At 64.6% G+C, this 19,151-nt stretch carries 15 protein-coding genes; 1 reads left to right on the top strand and 14 read right to left on the bottom strand.

Annotated elements, in window-relative coordinates:
* On the bottom strand, positions 1–825 hold an 825-nt coding region (locus AB0M74_RS07295; RefSeq protein WP_364902675.1), incomplete at its 3' end, for an amino acid permease.
* A 211-nt stretch (positions 826–1,036) separates the two neighbouring features.
* Between AB0M74_RS07295 and AB0M74_RS07290 the strand changes: the two genes are divergently transcribed.
* Positions 1,037–2,122: an SPFH domain-containing protein gene (locus tag AB0M74_RS07290; protein ID WP_364902672.1), complete on the top strand. Its 1,086-nt coding sequence runs from the start codon at positions 1,037–1,039 to the stop codon at positions 2,120–2,122.
* 40 nt (positions 2,123–2,162) lie between these two features.
* On the opposite strand, the gene AB0M74_RS07285 is transcribed toward AB0M74_RS07290, so the two are convergent.
* From AB0M74_RS07285 to AB0M74_RS07225, 13 genes are all read right to left on the bottom strand, one after another.
* Positions 2,163–7,094, bottom strand: coding sequence for an NAD-glutamate dehydrogenase (locus tag AB0M74_RS07285; RefSeq protein WP_364902669.1), 4,932 nt, complete (start codon positions 7,092–7,094; stop codon positions 2,163–2,165).
* Between the two features lie 170 nt (positions 7,095–7,264).
* Positions 7,265–7,939: a hypothetical protein gene (locus AB0M74_RS07280; protein ID WP_364902667.1), complete on the bottom strand. Its 675-nt coding sequence runs from the start codon at positions 7,937–7,939 to the stop codon at positions 7,265–7,267.
* A gap of 5 nt (positions 7,940–7,944) precedes the next feature.
* Positions 7,945–9,009: a discoidin domain-containing protein gene (locus tag AB0M74_RS07275; protein WP_364902664.1), complete on the bottom strand. Its 1,065-nt coding sequence runs from the start codon at positions 9,007–9,009 to the stop codon at positions 7,945–7,947.
* Positions 9,010–9,087: 78 nt separating this feature from the next.
* Positions 9,088–9,441 (bottom strand): helix-turn-helix transcriptional regulator, encoded by a 354-nt coding sequence (locus tag AB0M74_RS07270; protein WP_364902661.1) that lies wholly within the window; start codon positions 9,439–9,441, stop codon positions 9,088–9,090.
* 12 nt (positions 9,442–9,453) lie between these two features.
* The gene (gene eccE / locus AB0M74_RS07265) at positions 9,454–11,166 is read right to left on the bottom strand and encodes a type VII secretion protein EccE (protein WP_364902659.1); all 1,713 of its coding nucleotides are present in this window, start codon (positions 11,164–11,166) and stop codon (positions 9,454–9,456) included.
* On the bottom strand, positions 11,163–12,518 hold the full coding sequence (gene mycP / locus AB0M74_RS07260) for a type VII secretion-associated serine protease mycosin (RefSeq protein WP_364902655.1): 1,356 nt from the start codon (positions 12,516–12,518) through the stop codon (positions 11,163–11,165). The genes eccE and mycP overlap by 4 nt, the downstream gene beginning before the upstream one ends.
* Positions 12,518–14,041: a type VII secretion integral membrane protein EccD gene (gene eccD, locus AB0M74_RS07255; RefSeq protein WP_364902652.1), complete on the bottom strand. Its 1,524-nt coding sequence runs from the start codon at positions 14,039–14,041 to the stop codon at positions 12,518–12,520. The genes mycP and eccD overlap by 1 nt, the downstream gene beginning before the upstream one ends.
* Entirely contained in the window at positions 14,038–15,222 is a 1,185-nt protein-coding gene (locus AB0M74_RS07250; protein WP_364902651.1) for a MinD/ParA family protein, read from the bottom strand. The genes eccD and AB0M74_RS07250 overlap by 4 nt, the downstream gene beginning before the upstream one ends.
* Positions 15,223–15,617: 395 nt before the next feature.
* Positions 15,618–16,448 (bottom strand): ESX secretion-associated protein EspG, encoded by an 831-nt coding sequence (locus AB0M74_RS07245; protein WP_364902648.1) that lies wholly within the window; start codon positions 16,446–16,448, stop codon positions 15,618–15,620.
* Between the two features lie 88 nt (positions 16,449–16,536).
* Positions 16,537–16,851 carry a WXG100 family type VII secretion target gene (locus AB0M74_RS07240; RefSeq protein WP_364902645.1) on the bottom strand — a complete coding sequence of 105 codons (315 nt, stop codon included), beginning with the start codon at positions 16,849–16,851 and terminating at the stop codon, positions 16,537–16,539.
* A 46-nt stretch (positions 16,852–16,897) separates the two neighbouring features.
* A complete protein-coding gene (locus AB0M74_RS07235) occupies positions 16,898–17,275 on the bottom strand; it encodes a hypothetical protein (RefSeq protein ID WP_364902642.1) in 378 nt (125 codons plus the stop codon).
* A gap of 42 nt (positions 17,276–17,317) precedes the next feature.
* The gene (locus AB0M74_RS07230) at positions 17,318–18,778 is read right to left on the bottom strand and encodes a PPE domain-containing protein (RefSeq protein WP_364902639.1); all 1,461 of its coding nucleotides are present in this window, start codon (positions 18,776–18,778) and stop codon (positions 17,318–17,320) included.
* Positions 18,779–18,805: 27 nt separating this feature from the next.
* Entirely contained in the window at positions 18,806–19,126 is a 321-nt protein-coding gene (locus tag AB0M74_RS07225) for a PE domain-containing protein (RefSeq protein WP_364902636.1), read from the bottom strand.
* Between the last annotated feature and the right edge of the window lie 25 nt (positions 19,127–19,151).

Raw genomic sequence — 19,151 nt, 5'->3', positions numbered from 1 at the left:
CAGCCCGAGCAGCACCAGCGAACCGACATAGAACAACGCGATCCGAGCGATGACAGAGTTGATCGCGCGCGGCATGATCTTCTCCGGATTCTCCGCTTCACCGGCCGCCGTGCCGACCAACTCGACCGCGGCGTAAGCGAATACGACACCGGTGGTGACGAGAACCAAAGGCAGGATGCCGCTCGGGAACAGTCCGCCGTTCTCGGAGATCACGCTGAAGCCGGTGGGCTGGTCCTGAATCTTGAACCGCCCGCCGAGGAAGATGGTGCCGACAATCAGGAAGGTGACCAGTGCGACGACCTTGATCATCGCGGCCCAGAACTCCAGCTCACCGAACCACTTGACCGACACCATGTTGATGCTGACCACCAACGCCAGCGCAACCAACGCGATCAGCCACTGCGGAATCGCCTCGAAGGCTCCCCAGAAGTGGACATAAGTGGCGATGGCGGTGATGTCTACGATCCCGGTCATACACCAGTGGAAGAAGTACATCCACCCGACGGCGAAAGCCAGCTTCTCGCCGTAGAACTCACGGGCGTAGGAGACGAACGACCCCGAGGAGGGGCGATGCAGCACCAGCTCGCCGAGCGCGCGCAGGATGAAGAACACGAACACGCCGCAGACGGCGTACACCAGAAACAGCCCCGGCCCCGCGTGGGCCAGCCTGCCTCCCGCGCCGAGGAACAGGCCGGTGCCGATGGCGCCACCGATCGCGATCATCTGCAGCTGACGTGGACGAAGAGACTTGTGATACCCCGCGTCCTCGTCGTGGAGCGAGTCGGCCGACGCGGCCTGCTCCGAGGGAGGTCGAACTGTGGTCATGGTGACGGCCTTTCAAGTGACGGCGATCATATCTGCGATCAATGTACCGTTAAGTAGCGGCACGTTCAATAGCGGACATCCGTCGTAACATGATGGCAACCAGGAACATTCGAGGGCCATGGCCGTTGAGCAGGGAAAATCGCCATCGACATGATTGAGCGAGCCGCTATATATCGGTACGCTTTATAGGAAAAATCGGCTAGGAGCGGACATGGCGTGGTTCGAAAGGGAGTTCATTGCGGTCCCCGAGGACCGCAAGAACCAGATGGTCTACAAGTGGCCGGATCTCAACATCCGCCGATACAGCCGGGTGCTCGTCAACGCGGATGAAATGGCTCTGTTCGTCAAGTCCGGCCAGGTGGTCACCGCAATGGGGCCAGGCCGCCACCGCGTCGACGCGGACGAACTGCCGGTGCTCGGCGCCCTCGTCGATCGGGCCACCGGTGGGAACTTCTATCGCGCCGAGCTGTATTTCGTGTCCACCAGGGAAGCCCCCGGCATCAAGTTCGGCGGTCGACTGGCCGACATCTTCGACCCGGTCAGCGAGCAGGTGGTCACCCTACGCGCCTTCGGTGAGTTCGCGCTCTCGGTGCGCGACCCCCGCGAAATGCTCACCGCGCTGACCGGCACCGCCGATCTCGCGGATCCGACCAGAGTGCAGAGCTGGAGTGGCGACCTGCTGCTGAAGTCCATGAAAGTTGCTGTCACCCAGGGCATTTCAGCGGGCAACTGGCAGGTGCTCGGGTTGTCGGCGCAGCTGCAGCCGATCGAATCCGCCGTGATGAAGCAGACCAATATCGCGCTCTACGAATACGGTCTGCGGATTCCGAGGATGGGCAATTTCGATATCTCCCTCGATCCGGAAGACGCCGAACGCATCAAGCGACTTGCCAAAGACGTCAAGTACATTCAGCTGGCCGGTGACTTCCAGCGTTATGCCGCAGGCGAACTCGCACTCGGGGCGAGCCAGGGTTTCGCGCACGGTGGACACGGCGGTCACGGCATGGACGGCGGATTCCTCGGAGCCGCACTGGGTTTAGGCGCCATCCAGCAGCAGACCGGCGGCCACCCGAGTCCATGGCAGCGACAGTCATCCCCCGCCGAGCTGCCGGCCGCCGAGGCGCAGCCTGCGTGCGCCCACTGCCACACCACCAATCCGGTGGGTGCTCGCTTCTGCACGAATTGTGGCAATCCTTTGACGCCGCCCGCGCCGCGGCACTGCACCAACTGCGGCGCGGAAACCGCACCCGCGGCGAAGTTCTGCGGCAGCTGCGGAACGCCAGTGTCCGGAGGCTGACGCTTTCGCGTCGAACCTCCGGACACCCGCGTTAGATATATCAGCCAGTGACGGTCGGCGAGACCGCCGTGCTCTCGCCACCGCTCACCATGCTGCGCACCTGGCGCGCAGCCACCGACAGCGTCGCAAGGTCGTAGCTGCCGACGTCGAAGATCTGCCCGAGCGACGCACTGGCCCTTGCCAAGCGAGACCGGTTGGTGGATTCCCAGTAGGCGATCTTCTCCGCGGCGCTCTCGTCCGGTTCGGTGGCGCTCAAGACATCCAGCGTCAGTGAGCGCAGCGAATCGTACAGATCGTCGCGGACCGCGAGCCGGGCCAGCGTGCGCCACCGGTCGCCACGTTCGAGGTTGCCGACCGCGGTCAGCAGCCGTTCGATCTCGAAGTGCTCGTTGAGCGCAGCGTGCAGCACCCCGACCTCCACCGAGTCACGCTCAGTGATATCGGCGATGTCGATCACATCGAGCAGCGGGAACAGATGGATGAGCCCGAACGCTTCCTCGGCCAGGTCCTGCGGTGCACCGCGTTCGACCGAGCCGTGCGAGCGCGCGATGAGATCGTCGGCGAGGTAACCGGTCAGCCAGGCAGGCGCCTTGCTGGTAAGGGTGCGGACACCGTCACGGTAACGGGCGATATCGGCGCCGATCGCGATCGGCTGCGGCCGGTTGGCCAGCAGCCACCGGGAGGCCCGGTCCAGGGTGCGCTTGGTCTCGAGCTCGAGTTCGTTACGTACCTCGGTGGCCATCGGAGTGGTCCGGATCCGCTGCCAGAGGGCGTGCAGATCGAAGATTTCGACGGCAGCGGTGAAGGCGCGCACCGCATCATCGGTTGTCGCACCTGCCTCTTCGGCCAGGCGGAAGGCGTAGGTGATGCCGCCGTAGTCGACCACATCGTTGATCACCACGGTGGCCACGATCTCCCGACGCAGCGGGTGGCGGCGAATGGCGGCGGCGAACCGCTCGCGCAGTGGTGACGGGAAGTAGTTGGGCAGCACCGAGGCGAAGGCCGCACTGTCGGGCAGGTCCCCTGCGAGCAGATCGGCCTTCAGCGAAAGCTTTACGTGTGCCATGAGATTCGCCAATTCCGGCGAGGTCAGCCCACGACCCTCCGCAGCACGCTGCTCCAACTCCGCATCAGTCGGCAGCGCTTCGAGCCGACGATCCAGACCGCGGCGCGCTTCGAGATCGGCGAGCAACCGCCGGTGCACACCCGACATGGCGACCGCGTCGGCGCGCGACATGCCCATGCGGAAGTTCTGCGAGATATTGTCGCGCAGTACCAGTTCGGAGACCTCGTCGGTCATAGAGGCGAGCAGTGGATTGCGCTCGGCGACGGCGAGCTCACCGCTGGAGACGACCGCGTCCAGCAGCACCTTGATGTTGACCTCGTGGTCGGAGCAGTCGACACCCGCCGAGTTGTCCATCGCGTCGGTGTTCATCCTGCCGCCGCTACGGCTGTACTCGATGCGGCCGAGCGCGGTCGCGCCGAGGTTACCGCCCTCGCCGATCACCTTGACCCGCAGCGCATTCGCGTTGACACGGACCGCGTCATTGGACTTGTCGCCCACCTCGGCATCGGTCTCGGAGGATGCCTTGATGTAGGTGCCGATACCGCCGTTCCACAGCAGATCGACCGGCGCGAGCAGAATGGCCTTGATGATCTCCGGCGGCGACAACTTGGTCACTTCGGGCCCGAGGCCGAGCGCCGCACGCACCTCCGGGGTGACCGGCACCGCCTTTGCCGACCGGTCGTAGACGCCGCCGCCCTTGCTGATGAGCGAACCGTCGTAGTCGGCCCACGAGGAGCGGGGCAGCGCGAACATCCGCTGCCGCTCCCGGAACGACCGTGCCGCATCCGGGTTCGGGTCCAGGAAAATATGCCGGTGGTCGAACGCGGCGACCAGGCGGATGTGCTTGGACAGCAGCATGCCGTTGCCGAACACGTCACCGCTCATATCGCCGACGCCGACCACGGTGAACTCCTGGGTCTGCGTATCGACGTTCAGCTCGGCGAAGTGGCGCTTCACGCTCTCCCACGCGCCCTTGGCGGTGATACCCATCGCCTTGTGGTCGTACCCCGCCGAACCACCGGAGGCGAAGGCGTCACCCAACCAGAAACCATATTGCTGGGCAACACCATTGGCGATGTCAGAGAACGTCGCGGTGCCCTTGTCCGCAGCGACCACCAGGTAGGTGTCGTCGCCGTCGCGACGCACCACCCGGGCGGGCGGCAGCACAGCACCGGTGGTGTGCTCGACATTGTCGGTCACGTCGAGCAGGCCAGAGATGAAGGTGCGATAGCAGGACACGCCCTCGGCAAGCATTTCTTGCCGGTCCGCGCTGGGATCACCGGTGGCGGCAGGCGGCTGCTTGACCACGAAACCGCCCTTGGCCCCGACCGGCACAATAACGGCGTTCTTCACCGCCTGTGCCTTCACCAGGCCGAGGATTTCCGTTCGGAAATCTTCCAGACGGTCCGACCAGCGCAACCCACCACGCGCCACCGCGCCGAAGCGCAGGTGCACGCCCTCGACGCGTGGCGAGTACACGAAGATCTCGAATTGCGGCCTCGGCTTGGGCAATTCGGCGATGGCGTGGGGGTCCAGCTTGAAGGACAGATACTCCAGTGGGTTGCCCGCCTCATCGCGCCGGTAGTAGTTGGTACGCAGCGTCGCCTTGATCAGACCGAGCACAGCGCGCAAAATCCGGTCAGTGTCCAGGCTGACCACCGCGTCGATCTCGGCCTGCACCCGCTCCGCAATACCCTCGGCGAGGGCCTCGGCCTCGGGGCCGGTGCCCTCGGGATCGAAGTAGGCGCCGAACAATTCGGTGCAGGAGCGCGCGGTAGCCGGATGGGTAAGCAGCACGCGCGTGATGTTGCCGAGAGTGTAGGCGAAACCGGCCTGCTGCAGGTACTTCGCGTAGGCCCGCAGCATCGCGATCTGACGCCAATGCAGGCCGGCGCGCAGCACCAACTCGTTGAGCCCGTCGACTTCGGCCTTGCCGAACCACATCGCGGCGACCGCTTCCGGAAAGCGCTTGCGCACACTGGTTTCCGGCAGCGACTCGATATCGGCGGTTACGGCGAGATCGGCCTCGATGTCGGCGTCGAGCGAACCGCGCAGCAGCGCGGCAGGCACCCGAAGCCCGAAGTCGTAGATCCAGCGCTGCGCGCCGTCCCACAGAGTGATGCGGTAGGGCTGCTCGTCGACGACTTCCACGCCGAGACTGTGCACGACCGGAAGCACCCGGCTGAGCGACACGCCCTCGCCCGCGACGTAGAGCGTGAAACGCCACTCCCCCGAAGGCGATTCGGGATTCCGGTACAGATTGGTGTCGATGTCGCCATCGCTCAACCGCTCGAGCCGCTGCACATCCGCGAGTGCACGGGAAGGCTGGTATTCCTGTTGATAGCTCGCCGGGAATGCGGATGCGTAATCCTGTGCGACAGTGGGTGATATGTCTGCCACCCCGGCAGCCTCGGCCACCAGTCGATCGGCCCAGGTCCGGGTCGTGGCGAAGAGCAACTCCTGCACGCGCTCGCGATTGGTATCGGAGATGTCTGCCGGTTCCGCATCGGGCTTGCGATGCACCGTGAAGTACACGACGGCCAACTCCGATTCGGTGGCACGGGCCGAGTAGGCGAGCTGCTCGGCGTCGAACTCCGCCCGCAGCAGCTCACCCATCTGCACCCGAACCTCGGTCGAGTAGCGATCACGCGGCATGTAGACCAGGCAATAGACCGTGCCGCTGCGGTTGTCGCGACGCAGGAACAGCCGGACCTGCCGCCGCACGCCGAGATTCATGACACCGGACACGGTTTCGAACAGCCTGCGCGCATCGGTGGAGAACAGCTCGACCCGGGGGAAGGACTGCATCATCTCGAGCATTGCCTGGCCGGAGAAGGAATTCAGCGCAAAGCCGGACCATTCGATGACCTGGAGCACGCGCCGCGAGATGACCGGGATATCGAGGATGTTCTCGTGCAGGCCCGTCACGGTGAACGTGCCGACGAAGACGTGCTCGCCCTTTACCATGGCGACGGTGGCCCCGGCCGGTCCCGCACTGGTCGCGTCGCCGGTGCCGTAGTCGGCGACGCTGACGTAGTAGAGGTCGCGCGAGCCGGGCAGCAGCGAATCCACCGAGCCGTTGGCCAGGCGCAGCACCGGCCGCTTCGCACCGAGCACGGGGGCGCTGACGTCGGCGACCGATCCGTTGTGCAGCACACCGAGGCCGGTTCCGGGAATCTGCCACGGCTCCATGGGCGCGTCCGGGCGCGGGGCGGAACGGCGGAATCGGTAGTAGCCGTAGCCGAGCGCGGTGAAGTGTCCATCGGCCATCCAGCGCAAAAGGTCTGCGGCCTCAGGGATTTCGGGATCGCCCGCCCATTGCGCGGCATTCTCGAGCCCATCGGCCACGGTGTTCATCGCCCCGACGATGGTCGGCGTATCGTCGGCGACGCGACGCAGATCGTTGAGCAGCGGCTCGAGCGCCTGCTCGATCCGGTTGACCTGCTCGTCGGCGAGCCCGTGGCCGAATTGCACGTGGATCCATGACTCCGCGACGGCGTCGGGCCCCGGGTCGGCCTCACCGTCGCGAGCGACGATGGTCAGCAGCTTGCCCGCGGCATCGCGGGTCACGTCGAAGACCGGATGGATGACCTCGGTAACGGTGGCACCGAGTCGACGCAACGCGGCGGTGACCGAATCGACCAGCAAGGGCATATCGTCATTGACGATTTGGACCGCGGCACCGAGCCCACTACTGTCATCGGGCCGGTACACCTTAGTGGTCGCCGATCCTGCAGTGCGGACCGCAGCCAACTCCAGGTGCTGCCGGAAGATCCGCTCGGCCCGATCGGTGATCGCCGACGCGGACGCCCCCGGTTGGATCCAGCGGAAGTAGGCCGCCTCCAGATCGGTCGGATCGTTGCGGAACCGCCCCGAAGTTATCGTCTGCTGCGTGGTTGCCACCATCGAACCGCTGCCTTCCCGAGAACTGACCTCGTAACGTACGGTTTCCACACGTTACCTGATTAACGTACCGTTGTATAGCGGTACATTCAACGATGCGACACTGATGTGTATCGCGTGTACTTGCAGATTTGATCCGGATCAGTCCCGCGCCGAGCCGGATAGCTGGACCGTCAACGGACCAGACCGGCCCGCGTCAGGAACGTCTGGGCAGCCGCCTTGCCGGTAAATGTGCCGGTTTCCAGCCGTAGGCCCTGCCGAGTGTCGGCGTACCACGCGGTTGCCGACGGGCCTACAGCGGCGAAGACCGGGCCATCCGCCACCACTGTTCCGCCAGCCGCGCGCCATCGGCGCAGCGTTTCGGCCATGCCGTCCGATGAGATCAACTCCGCGTAGAAGGTCAGCTCTTTACCGCCGGAGATGCCGCCCGCCAATAGCGGGTGACCGGCACTGATGACGCACTTCTCGGCCGGCTTTGTCGCGTCGAGCTGCTGGCAGGACGCGCCGATACGCAATGAATCCGGTAGCGCGGTTTCGACAGTCTGCTGTGGAGCCAACGACATCGACGGCAACGACATCGAACATGAGCGAGCCACGAATACGCCGAGCGCGACAAATATCGCGACGAGCACACCGAGGGCTCGCCACTGCCAGCGCGGATAATGCGCGACGGTCTTGACCACCGACTCCGCCGTCTCCGCTGTCTTTTCCACTGCATGCGCGGCGGATTCGACCACGGTCGCCGCCTTGTGCGCGGCGGCCCGCAAAGGGGCGCCACAGTGGGTACAGCGGGAGATCGCGCCGCCGATATTGCGGTGCGAACAGTACTGGCAGATCAGCTCGGACATCGCGGTCAATGTCCGGTGACCACGACAGAGGAGATCGCAGTGGTGTTGATGGCGGGCTCGCCTTTCGATTCCAGGACCGTCAGCACGATCTTGGATGCGCTCACCGGTGGGTCGATCTTCGTGGTCACCAAGGTGCGCTGGTCCAACGTCGGCTGGGTGTAGGTAGTCGCCTTGCCATCGTCGAACAAGTACGAAACCCGGCTGACAGTACGGAATTTGCTCCACTGATCCGTGCCGTCCGGAGCGATGTAGTCCCAGCCGGGGACGATAGCGATCGAGTCGATCTGGTATGTCTTGCCGAGTTCGATGGTGAGCACTTGACCGTCGACCTTGAACGCGCGCACGCAGGACCAGGCCTTGCCCGCCTGCCCACCGAAGGCGTCCATCGCCGAGGTACTGCCCGGCGGGCATTTCGACTGCGCGGACTTCACGGTGATGGTCGAGCCTGCCGCAGCCGCAGTGCTCGGTGTCGCCGGCGCGGCCGTGGTCGGCGGTGGCGTGATGACGAGAACGCGATCCCGCTCTTGCGGATCGTCGCCGCCGGTGGTGATCAGCAGCAGGACGAGCAGCACCGCCACCACAGCACCGATCGCCAAAGCGACCCTCGGTTTGCGCAGCTGAACAAGGACCCCGCGCAGCTGTCCGTCGACGGACCCGAACCGATTCGACGCCGACGAACCGGGCCGGTCGCCGGAGGCGGGCTTCGGCGGTTCATCGGATTCACTCGGTCCGCTCGCAGTCGCGTTGGCCGACTCGGAGAAATCCTGCGCGTAATCCATCGAAGAGACGGATTCGGTCGATTGCCCGTTCAGCAGCGCAAGGATTCGTTCGCTCGCCTTGGGTCCGTCGACCGACCGCAACCGTTGGACCGGGGCCGACAATTCCGATTCGAACTCGGCCGGAGCCGAAGCATGCCCGATGGAATCCGGTTGGTCGAACTCCGATCCGCCGCTGCCGTTGTCCGCACTGAGATCGGCCTCGGAAGTTCCGAACTCCGGATCGGAGAGCAAAGTTGCCAGAACCGCGCCTCGATGACGGAGAAAGATATCTCCCGGATCCTGGTCGGACATGGTCCGGATCGTATCCGCCCCTTGTGCCGTCCTCCGACCGGAACTATTCCCGCTGGAGAGAACAGTCGGCCGGTCAGATCAGCGCTTCTTGTCCTCGGTCACGAAATACTCGGGAGGCACGTCGAATACCCGGGCCAAGGCGATGACCAAGTCCAGCCGAGGGATCGCATCACCATGGATGAGCCGGTAGAGCCCGGACTGCGAGACCGGCACATCCGGATAGGCCAATTCGAGGTGCTGCGCAAGCGAATACAACGTCAGCGAACGCGTCGACCCATCCTCGGTCGAGACCACGGATTCCGCGATCAGACCGGACAATCGGCTCGAAAAAATCGATGCCGCAGCTTGCCGGGGAGAGAGTGCGTCGCCCCCGTCCTGATGAGACAGGTCGCCGCCATCGGAAGGAGAGTCCGCTACCACGGTGATAGACATTACCGACCTCTCTCAGCTGACGCGACGGCCACCGGGTTGCTGCGACGCAACCGCGACCGCGGAACCTGGGGCCGACTGGCCGTCATCGGAATCGAAATAGCGCGTTTCGCCTCTCGGCTCGATCAATTCCACCCGCACAGTGCGCATCGGGATACCGACATCTACCGCGGTCGCGCTGACCTGATTGATCGTGAGGTCCACCACGCGCCGACGTGGACCACCCGGCTCGCTGATCGTCACGGTCGTCGGCGCGTTCGACGCCCGCGGCGGCAACTGATCGAAGACGGCGATCGTCGCGGGCGTGTCGGCATCGTCGGCCGGCACCGCTCCCCCTGGTCCGGGCTCCGCGACGAGCCGCAATGATCGGGCATCCCCGACCGCGGCGACCAACTGCTTCCAACTCTGCGGTCGAGAAGAGTGGACCTCCACGTCCGCGCCGACCACCATGGCCCGCAACACGATCTGCTGGGCGACGGGCAACATCGCGTGGACGTCGATGGTGCGCCGCCTCGGGTTGTAGCGGGCGGGATCGAATAGCGGTAGTGCCAACGTATGACGCGGCTGCCCGCTGAGAGATCCGAGGATCTGCCCGTTGGGACCGATGGCGACGACCAGTTCAGCCGCGATGTCCTCAGGCGCGATATCCGCGCCCTTCTCATCGCCACGCAAGGCACGAACCGAGGTAGCAGTCGGCAGCGAGGCCATCAGCGCGACCGATTGACTGCCTTTGAGCAGTCGCAGATAGTCGGGTGGCTCTGTGGTGACAGCCGGACCGACGAACCGTACCAGTGCCCGCGGTCCCGACCCGCCATCGGTCAAACTGACGACCAGGGTCGTGCGGCCACGGTTCCACGCCCAGCAATCGTCCAACCCGACACCGTCGAGCCGGGTCCAGTCGATCAGGAAGCTGGTTACACAGCGGCCGGGCGCCGAGGACTCCAGGCAGCTCCAGGTCTCCCGCAGATCGGACAGCTCGACACCGCCGTGCAGAAGCCGGGTCGCATCCCGCACCGCCGACGCGGGCAGTGCTTGGGCCTCGATGCCACGTTCTCTGAGCCGACCCGCGATCCGGTGTGCCGCAGCGGCAAGCGCTTTCGGGCCTGTCACCGCACAGGGACCGCGCCGCGCCAACGCGGCCAGATTGCGTTCCATGTCCAGCCGGACCACCAACCAGGTCAGCCGGTCGCCCACCACCGGATGAGAGCCGATCAGCTGGTCGTACAGCATGCTGTAGCTACCGGACGAACGCACCCGCTGACCGGTTGTCACGATATCGATGTCGACCGCGATGCCGAAGTGATCGAGCATCGGCAGCAGCGTTTCGACCGACATCGTGTCCTCGGTATAGAGGCTCCGTTCCGAAATGACCGTGGGCAGGTCGAGATTCGGCGCGAGCTGGATCATGGCGACCAGCGTCGTACCCGACTCGTGGATACCGCACAGCCCCGCCGCGACCTCGATGTCCTGGACTCTCGCGGGGCGCGAGCGCTCGTATGCCCGTGCCGTGCGTTTGAACCGATACTCCACCCAGTCCAGCAACCAACGCACCCCGGTCCGACCGTTGATGCGAACCGTCACAGTCATGAGTAGAACGGTGACGACCGTGGCGCCGACCCACAGTGGCGTGCGAGCGGACAAGGCAACCAGGAACGGGCTGCCGATGATCACGATTACCGCAAAGGGCACTCGTTCTACGCCGGCAGTCCGAATACTCGGAAAGCTCACCGACGCCTCCGGATCACCGAACTGGCGTAGGTCGCGCCGACGCCGAGCAGTACTGCGGCGAAGATGACGATCGTCGCCGCGACTGCAGGTCTTTTGTCCTTGGCGCGCGGCGGGTCGGGTATCAGCAGTGGCCTCGAAGTGAACAGCCCGGCAGGCGGTTTCGGTGGAGTGCGGTAGCCGAGTGCGACCATCGGATCAATGATGCCCGCGCCGATCACGTTGTCGATACCACGCGCTGGGCGATGCGCGCTTGCTTGCAAGCGAGCACTGATCTCGCCAGGGGTCTCGTTCGGGAATCGCGACCGCAATAGTGCGGCGACTCCGCTGACATAGGCCGCGGCGAACGACGAGCCACCGACCGGCACCAGCTTGTTGGGTTCGCCGATGCCGTTGATGAGACCGTCACCGGCGGGACCGAGCGATTCGATGCCGGTTCCGGGTGCGCCGACCGAAACCCAAGGCCCACTCATCGAATCATTCATCGGAGCACCGGTCGCGGTGGTGTAGCCGACGGTCAGTACCTCGGGCGCGAACCACCCGGGCGTAGAGATCGTATGCACGTACTTCCAGTTGCGCACGTCTTCGGGCCGGGTCCAATCCATATCGGGATTGCTACCGCAGTCTCCGGAACTCCCGCCTCCAGCACCCGCCACGATCAGTGACCCTCGGATACGCACGGCGTATCCGATCGCGGCCGCGAGTTCCGATTGATTCGGTTGCTTGTCGACCTTCACACAGATCGGGAGCGACACCGTGATCACCCCGGCACCCAGGTTCGCCGCGTGCACGATAGCTCGTGCGAGTGTACGGATTTTAGTGGCCATGAGCGCGTCCGGCTCGATGCTCACTCTGTCGGGACCGAACGCACCGGAATAATTGCGGATCGAGATGATCCGCGCATCGGGTGCCACACCGGTGAATCCGTCGGCGGCATCAGGTCTGGCGCCGATGATTCCGGCGATCAAAGTCCCATGGGCGTCGCAGTCCGACAGACCGTCGCCTCCGGCTGCGATGTAGTCCCCGCCACCGATCAGGTTGGGCAGGCGCGGATGCGGAGACACTCCCGTGTCGATGACCGCCACGGTGACGCCCGCGCCCCGGCTCAGCGACCGCGCGCGTGGCAGATCCAGCGCCAGTTCGGCGGGCGGTGTGCGCGACAGATCGCTATCGCGCAGTACACCGGCGGAGAGGCAGCCCTCGTTCTGCTTCGTCGGGAACTCCGGGCCTGGTGGGTCATCCGGCGGCGTTGGCCCGATCAGCACCTGAGGTGGTACCAGCGCGCTCACCGGCGCGGCATTAATGGCGAGCACTGTCGCTGTCAGAACCACGACCGCGACCTTGCGAAGTTTCATCAGATCGCTCGCATCGCGGTGTAAACACCCATGATCCAGAAGGCGATGACGGGGACTATAAGGATGAGCAGGTACTCGATCAGGTCGATGATCCGGCGGGTCACCGGCGACAAGCGCTTGCCTGGCAATCGGAGCGCCGCGACGCACCCGGCACAAGCCGCCAGTGTGACCACTGATCCGACCACCAGCCGAGCGCCTGGCGTCTCGTACGCACCGACCAAAACGGATCCGACGCCGACCACCGTGATCGCCGCGGCGGCGACCAGCGCGATCGCCTGCGTCCGGTCCGGATACCAGCGCGCGCGCATGGCAAGCACGCCGGCGACAGCGCCGGCCATGACGATCTCCCGGATACCGCCTGGACTCACCGCCGCGGTAAGGACGGTGCCGATCGACAGTAGGGCCGAAACCGCGGATATCAGGCCACGGAGGCTGGTCACCGCCAACCGAGCGCGGCCTTCGATGCCGACCTCGGCGCTTCTGCGCTGCTGCTCGCTGGGCTCGGTGTGCTCGTCGCCCTCGCGGGCGGTCTCGGCATCGAACAGGTCGTTCAGTGTTGCCGGCGCGACTTCGTTTCCGGGGTCAGGCAGATCGGGCGGTCGAATCCGCGCGATTACCACGGCGATTCGCGGCGCGGCGGTCAGCAGTATGAGCGCGACGAATACGACGCCCGCGGCCACCTGGCCGACCGACAGATCCAAGTACGTCAGGGGCAGGGTCGCCGCGGTCACGCAGATGCCGAGGACCGTCACGGCCATCAGCGTCGCGATCCCCAACCCGGTGAGTCGCATCATGGTGGCGGCTGCCACAGCGGCCATGACCGATCCAGCGGCCAGATTGGCGGCGGCGAACGCACCGGGCTGATCGTAGGCGGGTGGCACCAGCATCGCGCTGCCGGCGAACAACAGCGGCGTCGCCGACAAGGAGAGTCCGAGGGTAATCCGTGGCGCCGCGTTGCGCCTGCGTGCCGCCATGGCGGCAACCCAGCAGGCCACTCCGAGCACCAAGGCCGGCAGCGCACACCACCAGACCGAACCGGTCTCGGTCCACGACCACGACAGCATCGCCGAGACCGCGGTCGACCCGATGGCGAGCACCGCCAGGCCGACGACTGCCGCAGTGCCCTCGTCGAATTCGGCGAACTCACGCTGGTTGATCAGCGCCAACGCATCGGTGATGTCTTCGACAACCGGTGTGAATTGCTCCGCCGATTCGACAACCGACAACATCAGCACCGCACCATCGGTGACCTCGTGGTCGCCTAGGCTGCGCCACCGCGGAATCGGTGGCTCGCCGGGTCGCGCCAGACTCCATAGTCCTTGCGGCGGAGTGAAATCCACATTCTCATCATCGATCGCGGAGGCGAGCACGCCCAGCAGATCGTCGATGAATGTTTCGATCGTGAACTTGGTCGGCACCACCACATCGACCTGATAGGTGGCAACCATGACCGCGATCCTGGCACGCGCGACCTCGGCGGTCGGCTGGGTGCCCGCGGGCGCGGGCGCGACGGCTGTACTCATCGCCGCCCTCCGCGATCACCGGCATCACCGGTGATGTAGCCAGGGAAACTATCCGACAGCCACGCCGCGAGTTCCTCGAACGCCAAGACCGTGTCTTTCTCGAGCAAGCGCAGATCGATTTCGCCGCCTTCGGCCAGGTGCTCGTCATAGGGCATGACGCAAGTCGGTCGCTGCGCGGTCGCGAACAGCTTCTCGATCGCGCTGACATCGACCGTCGGTTTCGCAGGTTGGTGGTGCACGATCGACACGATAGATCTCGTGATCAGGTGCTGCAGTCCGTGCGCGCCCAACCAGTTGATCGTGGCCACCGCGCCGGTCACGCCGCCGACGGTGGCCGGGGTGACGACCACGACCGCGTCGCTGGTCTGCAGGACGGCGGCTGTCGCGGAATCGAGTACTCCTGTCCCACAGTCGACGAGCAGCAAATTGTAGTGCCTGCGCAGTACCTCGACGGCAGTGCCGTATTCACGACCCGACAGCGCCTCGTCGGCCAGGGTCGTCCATGGCGAAGCGATGACGGCGAGATCGTCGTTATTGACAGAGGTGAACGACTGCACCGCGGAAAAGGCATCGAGGTTGGGCGCCTGTGCGAGGTCGCGCAAGGTCAACCCATAAGGGTGGCGACTCGTGCGGGTGGCGAGATCACCAAAATCCGGGTTCGCATCGATCGCGACGACCCGATCGGGCCGCAAACTCGCGAAAGTAGAGCCGAGCGTCGCGGCGACGGTCGTGCGGCCGACCCCGCCCTTCACGCTCACCACGGCGATTTGATAGGTCGTTGTCAGCTGGCGCCGGATGCGTGAACGCCGATCTTCGGCGCGCTGTTCGGCCGGGGACAACCCCAGCTTGAATCCCACCTTGTTCAACGCGCCGCGCACGCCGCTGTTCGCGCGCAACTGCGCGCGCCGGGCCGCTGCGATGTCGGTCAGCAGATCGATCGAGGTGAGCGCGGCAGGCAATACCTCGATCCGTGGTGTCTGGTCGTATGCCGAGTGGTCGATGCGGTCAGGAACCCATTGTGTCGCGGGTGCGGGTACATTGGCCTGTTGCCATACCGCACCATCGACGGCCGCGGGCATTGTATTGGCGGACAACGCTTCCGAACGCGCCATGGCCTGAGACGGCGGCGCGACCGACGGCGGTGCGGCCGAGTAGTCCGGCGGTGGCGTAGTCCCCGGCATCTGCTGTGTTGTTTGCGTGTTTGCCTGCGCTTGCAACGTTGTCTGGGTCTGCGGTGCAGCCTGCGGTTGTGGGGTCGCCGGAGTCTGCACAGGCGGGGTATTCGTAGTGGATGGCTGCGAATTCACCCCTTGGGCCGCAGCGCGATCGGTCGACGCCGCAGGCTCTCGCGGAGCCCCCGCAGCGGGACCGCCGGCAGGGCGATACATGGCCGCGTCGGAGTTCGCGCCGGTGGGCGGTGCGGGTGCGGGTGCGGCTGTCGTGTCCGAAGATTCACCGGTCGGCGCGAAAAAGGCGTCATAACCACCACGAGCCCGGACGGACTCGGTCGAATGACCGTTGGTACTCGGTGCTCGGTTCATTTCCGTCGTCCTCTCGACAACCCACAGTGCGACGTTCAACCAATTCGACTGGTATCGAACCAACTTCGGCCGGGCAACAGTTCTACCAGAGCGCCGATACCTCGGCGCACGGCCGCATCGTCGCCCGGAGCGTATGTCGACCAGATCTGTCCGTCCATCGCCTTACTCGGTGTGACGATCAGTCGCCCCGAACGGGTGTCCAGCACAGCCACACCCACCTCCACCGGCGCCGAGCCGCCGTCACGGTGTTCGATCACCACGACCTCGGCACGTCGCTGCACCTCGTCGAACACCCGGCTGAGCACACCGGCGGTGTGCGGATCAGCGCCGAGTTCGAGCAAAGCCCTTCGCCGCTCATCCGGATCGGACGGGACTTCGGCCAAGTCGTCCGATGTTGCTGTGAACGGCTGGAATCGCAGTATCTCGCTGGAGCCCAGCGCTGCGACCAACCCTGCGGCTACGCTCCCCAGGTCTTGCCCTTCCTGAAACACCGACTGAATGACGACATTGTCGTCACAGCGCACCGCGAGCACATGGGTATCGCCGCTGCGTACCAGGGAAAACCGAAGCATGCCCTTCGACTCGTCATCCAGCCCGGTGTCCAGAATCCGTGCGACCAATTCCATGTCGGGTCGGTATAAACACTGCAACCAATGCTCGACCGTCGGGTGCACGCGGTCGCCCTCGATGATGCCCACCTCGGTGAGCTCCTTCGCGACGACAGCGCGCACCCGATCCCTATCCTCGATCCGGTAGATATTCGGCATCAATGCCAGCACCGGAGGATAGGAATCGATGCCGACCATGTCTTGCAACAATAGTGCGGCATCGACATTGAGGTCGATCGCTACCGGATCAGTTTCCACACCTTACCTTCACCAAATGTCGATTCGTACAGCGCATTCCTGCCCCACCGGGATGGCGATACCTGGACGGACAAGGACCATGCCGATTTCAGGCCTTGATACCCATGAACCTGTTGCCCTGCTTGATATCGATCTGCGCCATGGTGCCGCCGCTGTTGGTGTGTTCACCCAGTTTGTTCTTCAGCGCCTCGACCTGAGTGTCGTACGTATCGATCTTCTGCCTGAAGGTCTTCATGACAGCCTGATATCCATCGGCAGCAGAACCCTCGTAGCTCAGCCCATCCATGAGTGCGGTGTAGAGGGCATTGAGGTTGGCCGTGTTCTGCTTCATCGCACTCACGAGGGTCCCGACACTGCCGGTAGCCGCATCGGCAGCCGAGTAATTGAACTTGATTTCGGACATGAAATTTCGCCTTTCGCTATCTCTAAGTCTGTGGATGAGTCAAAACTCAAGCCCAGGATTTGATGTCGACCTTTGACGCAGCCTGGGCACCGATCATTCCGTCACCCTCCGAGACACTGCCGTCAGCGCCGAATTGCTTGTACTCGGCAGCCGCATTGACGTCGTGGGCGTCGATCTGGACACCGGAATCGGCCAGCGCGTCGACGATTTCCTGCAAGGTCGCCGCAAGTGACTTACCGGACTGGTACGCGGAGGTGAGCGTCTCCCTGATAGCAGTTCCAGTCATGCCCCGAACCGCCACCTCGAGCTCATCCTGGGCGCTCGAAAGACCGTTGAGATGGCTCTCCAGCTCACCCAGGCAGGAAGTGGAGTTGTTCGCCGCGGTCTGCACCTTCGCGGGAACGACATTTGTCCAACTCGTCATTGCTATTCCTCTCCATCGAATGGAATTCGGCCGCGGTGCACATCACCGGGGACGCTCTACGAGCAGTTGTGCCTGATCCTCGTCGGCACGCTCGATGACACCGACCAATACCGCCTGTTCGGCGATGTGATCGTCATTCCGATCGGCATCGTCGTATTCGATGACGCCGACGACCGGTGGCTGTTCGAGAACCGGCACGTCCTGAGCTTCCCCAGGAACGAAAACCTTCGACTTCCTGTCGCGGTCCTTGTCTCGCCGCCGGCGCATATTCGCCTTGGGCGCCGTCGCCCCACGCGGCGCAGTGCGCGACGCGGGTGCGGTGCCCGAATTGATCGGTGAGGCACCGTAGGCCGTGCCCTGCCCGAGCGACCAGTTGGCAGGCATACGGAATCCGGTCGAAGCACCAGGCATGGATCCGAGTCCGCCACGGAACATCCCCAGAGCAACGGAACTACCTATGCCGCCGTTCAGTCCCACCAGGGTCGGCGAGTAGGCCGACGTTCCGAGGAAGCCGTGGTCCGACGGGGAACTACCGTCACCCGAAGGATCGGCCAACGAGTCGTTCATGGACGACAAGGCCCTATCCATGTCCGACGCCGCCTGGTCCCCCTCGGAGACCGAATCGGGTGGCTGAGTGGGATCGGTTTGACCAGGATCGGGTGTGGTTTCGCCGGGCTTCGTATCGCCGTTGCCGTTTCCGTCCCCGTCGCCGCTTCCGTCGCCGTTGCCGTTTCCGTCGCCGTTGCCGTTGTTGTTTCCGTTTCCGGTGCCGTTATCGCTTGGCAGCTTTCGGTCGGTAGACGGCGGATTATATCTCTCGACCCCCACATCATTGAATATTTTCAACACATCGGGATCGGATCCACCACCACTAGTGATGGACGGCGGGACGGTTGGCGTCGGCATCCCGTTCATCAGAACTGACGTCGCGCCCGCATAGCCAACCATGGCCATCGCGGCCCTGATCCACAGGACGGCGTACTCGATCTCGGCGACCGTGAGGGGTATCGCGGTGGCATTCATGGACACCGTGCTGGCGGCTGACAGCTCGAGAATTGTCGTCTGCACCGGCAGGATCTCACACCAATAGTCCGGCATAGCATGATATGCCGCCTTGTACGCAGCTGCCGTGCCAGTGGCCAACGTCGCGGCCTGTGTTGCGACGCCAGCCTGTTTCCGCAACCATGACGCGTGATTGCGGAAGGCCGCCTGCGCATTCTCCGACGACGGCCCCTGCCATGTCACCCCCATGGCGGTGGTCGAGCCATCCGAGCTACCCGCCGCCGCGTTCAGTGCCGCCGCCAGTGCCGCGTACCCGTTTGCGGTATTCAGCATGGGCTTATCCCCGAAGCCGGTCCTGAGCAGGAGGGAGTTGACCTCGGGAGGTCGCGCCCCGAAAGCGGAGGTGGACGGGAGGTTGGCCAGCGTCCGCACGACTCCCTTCAGGGCTCCCAGCACACCGTCGAGCGCCGCTTGCACCGCGATGTCCACTGGTGACGTCATGATCCGGCTCCAAGTCTGCTTACGTCGCTACACAGGGAAAGCCGAGCCCTTGCAAGTGACCTCGAAGCCAGCACCGGTATCGGTGTGGGCGTACGCGACACTCACCGGGACGAGCACCTCGGCGCCACGCATCCACTTGTTGAGTGCGTCAACGGTGGTCGCGACGACCGGCACCGACAGCCCACTGAACGCGGCGGACGCGTTCATGCTGACTTCATCGAATCCGGCCGGCACCGGCGTTAGCATGGGCGAGGCTGTGTTGACAACTGATGTCAGCCCCGTTTCGGAGACGCCGTGCTGGGCTCCAGCACTGGCGATAAGCTCCGTGACGGCTTCGAAAGGGCGCATTGAATTCTCCTTACGACTGCTGCCG

This window comes from Nocardia sp. NPDC051463, from assembly GCF_040681975.1.
Classification (GTDB): Bacteria; Actinomycetota; Actinomycetes; order Mycobacteriales; family Mycobacteriaceae; genus Nocardia.
The sequence above is the reverse complement of the archived record's forward strand: the minus strand, read 5'-3'. Positions and strand labels throughout refer to the sequence as shown.

Coding starts and splice junctions, on each gene's coding strand:
- AB0M74_RS07290 (WP_364902672.1), top strand. CDS start 1,037: ATGGCGTGGTTCGAAAGGGAGTTCATTGCGGTCCCCGAGGACCGCAAG.
- AB0M74_RS07285 (WP_364902669.1), bottom strand. CDS start 7,094: ATGGTGGCAACCACGCAGCAGACGATAACTTCGGGGCGGTTCCGCAAC.
- AB0M74_RS07280 (WP_364902667.1), bottom strand. CDS start 7,939: ATGTCCGAGCTGATCTGCCAGTACTGTTCGCACCGCAATATCGGCGGC.
- AB0M74_RS07275 (WP_364902664.1), bottom strand. CDS start 9,009: ATGTCCGACCAGGATCCGGGAGATATCTTTCTCCGTCATCGAGGCGCG.
- AB0M74_RS07270 (WP_364902661.1), bottom strand. CDS start 9,441: ATGTCTATCACCGTGGTAGCGGACTCTCCTTCCGATGGCGGCGACCTG.
- mycP (WP_364902655.1), bottom strand. CDS start 12,518: ATGAAACTTCGCAAGGTCGCGGTCGTGGTTCTGACAGCGACAGTGCTC.
- eccD (WP_364902652.1), bottom strand. CDS start 14,041: ATGAGTACAGCCGTCGCGCCCGCGCCCGCGGGCACCCAGCCGACCGCC.
- AB0M74_RS07250 (WP_364902651.1), bottom strand. CDS start 15,222: ATGCCGGGGACTACGCCACCGCCGGACTACTCGGCCGCACCGCCGTCG.
- AB0M74_RS07240 (WP_364902645.1), bottom strand. CDS start 16,851: ATGTCCGAAATCAAGTTCAATTACTCGGCTGCCGATGCGGCTACCGGC.
- AB0M74_RS07235 (WP_364902642.1), bottom strand. CDS start 17,275: ATGACGAGTTGGACAAATGTCGTTCCCGCGAAGGTGCAGACCGCGGCG.
- AB0M74_RS07230 (WP_364902639.1), bottom strand. CDS start 18,778: ATGACGTCACCAGTGGACATCGCGGTGCAAGCGGCGCTCGACGGTGTG.
- AB0M74_RS07225 (WP_364902636.1), bottom strand. CDS start 19,126: ATGCGCCCTTTCGAAGCCGTCACGGAGCTTATCGCCAGTGCTGGAGCC.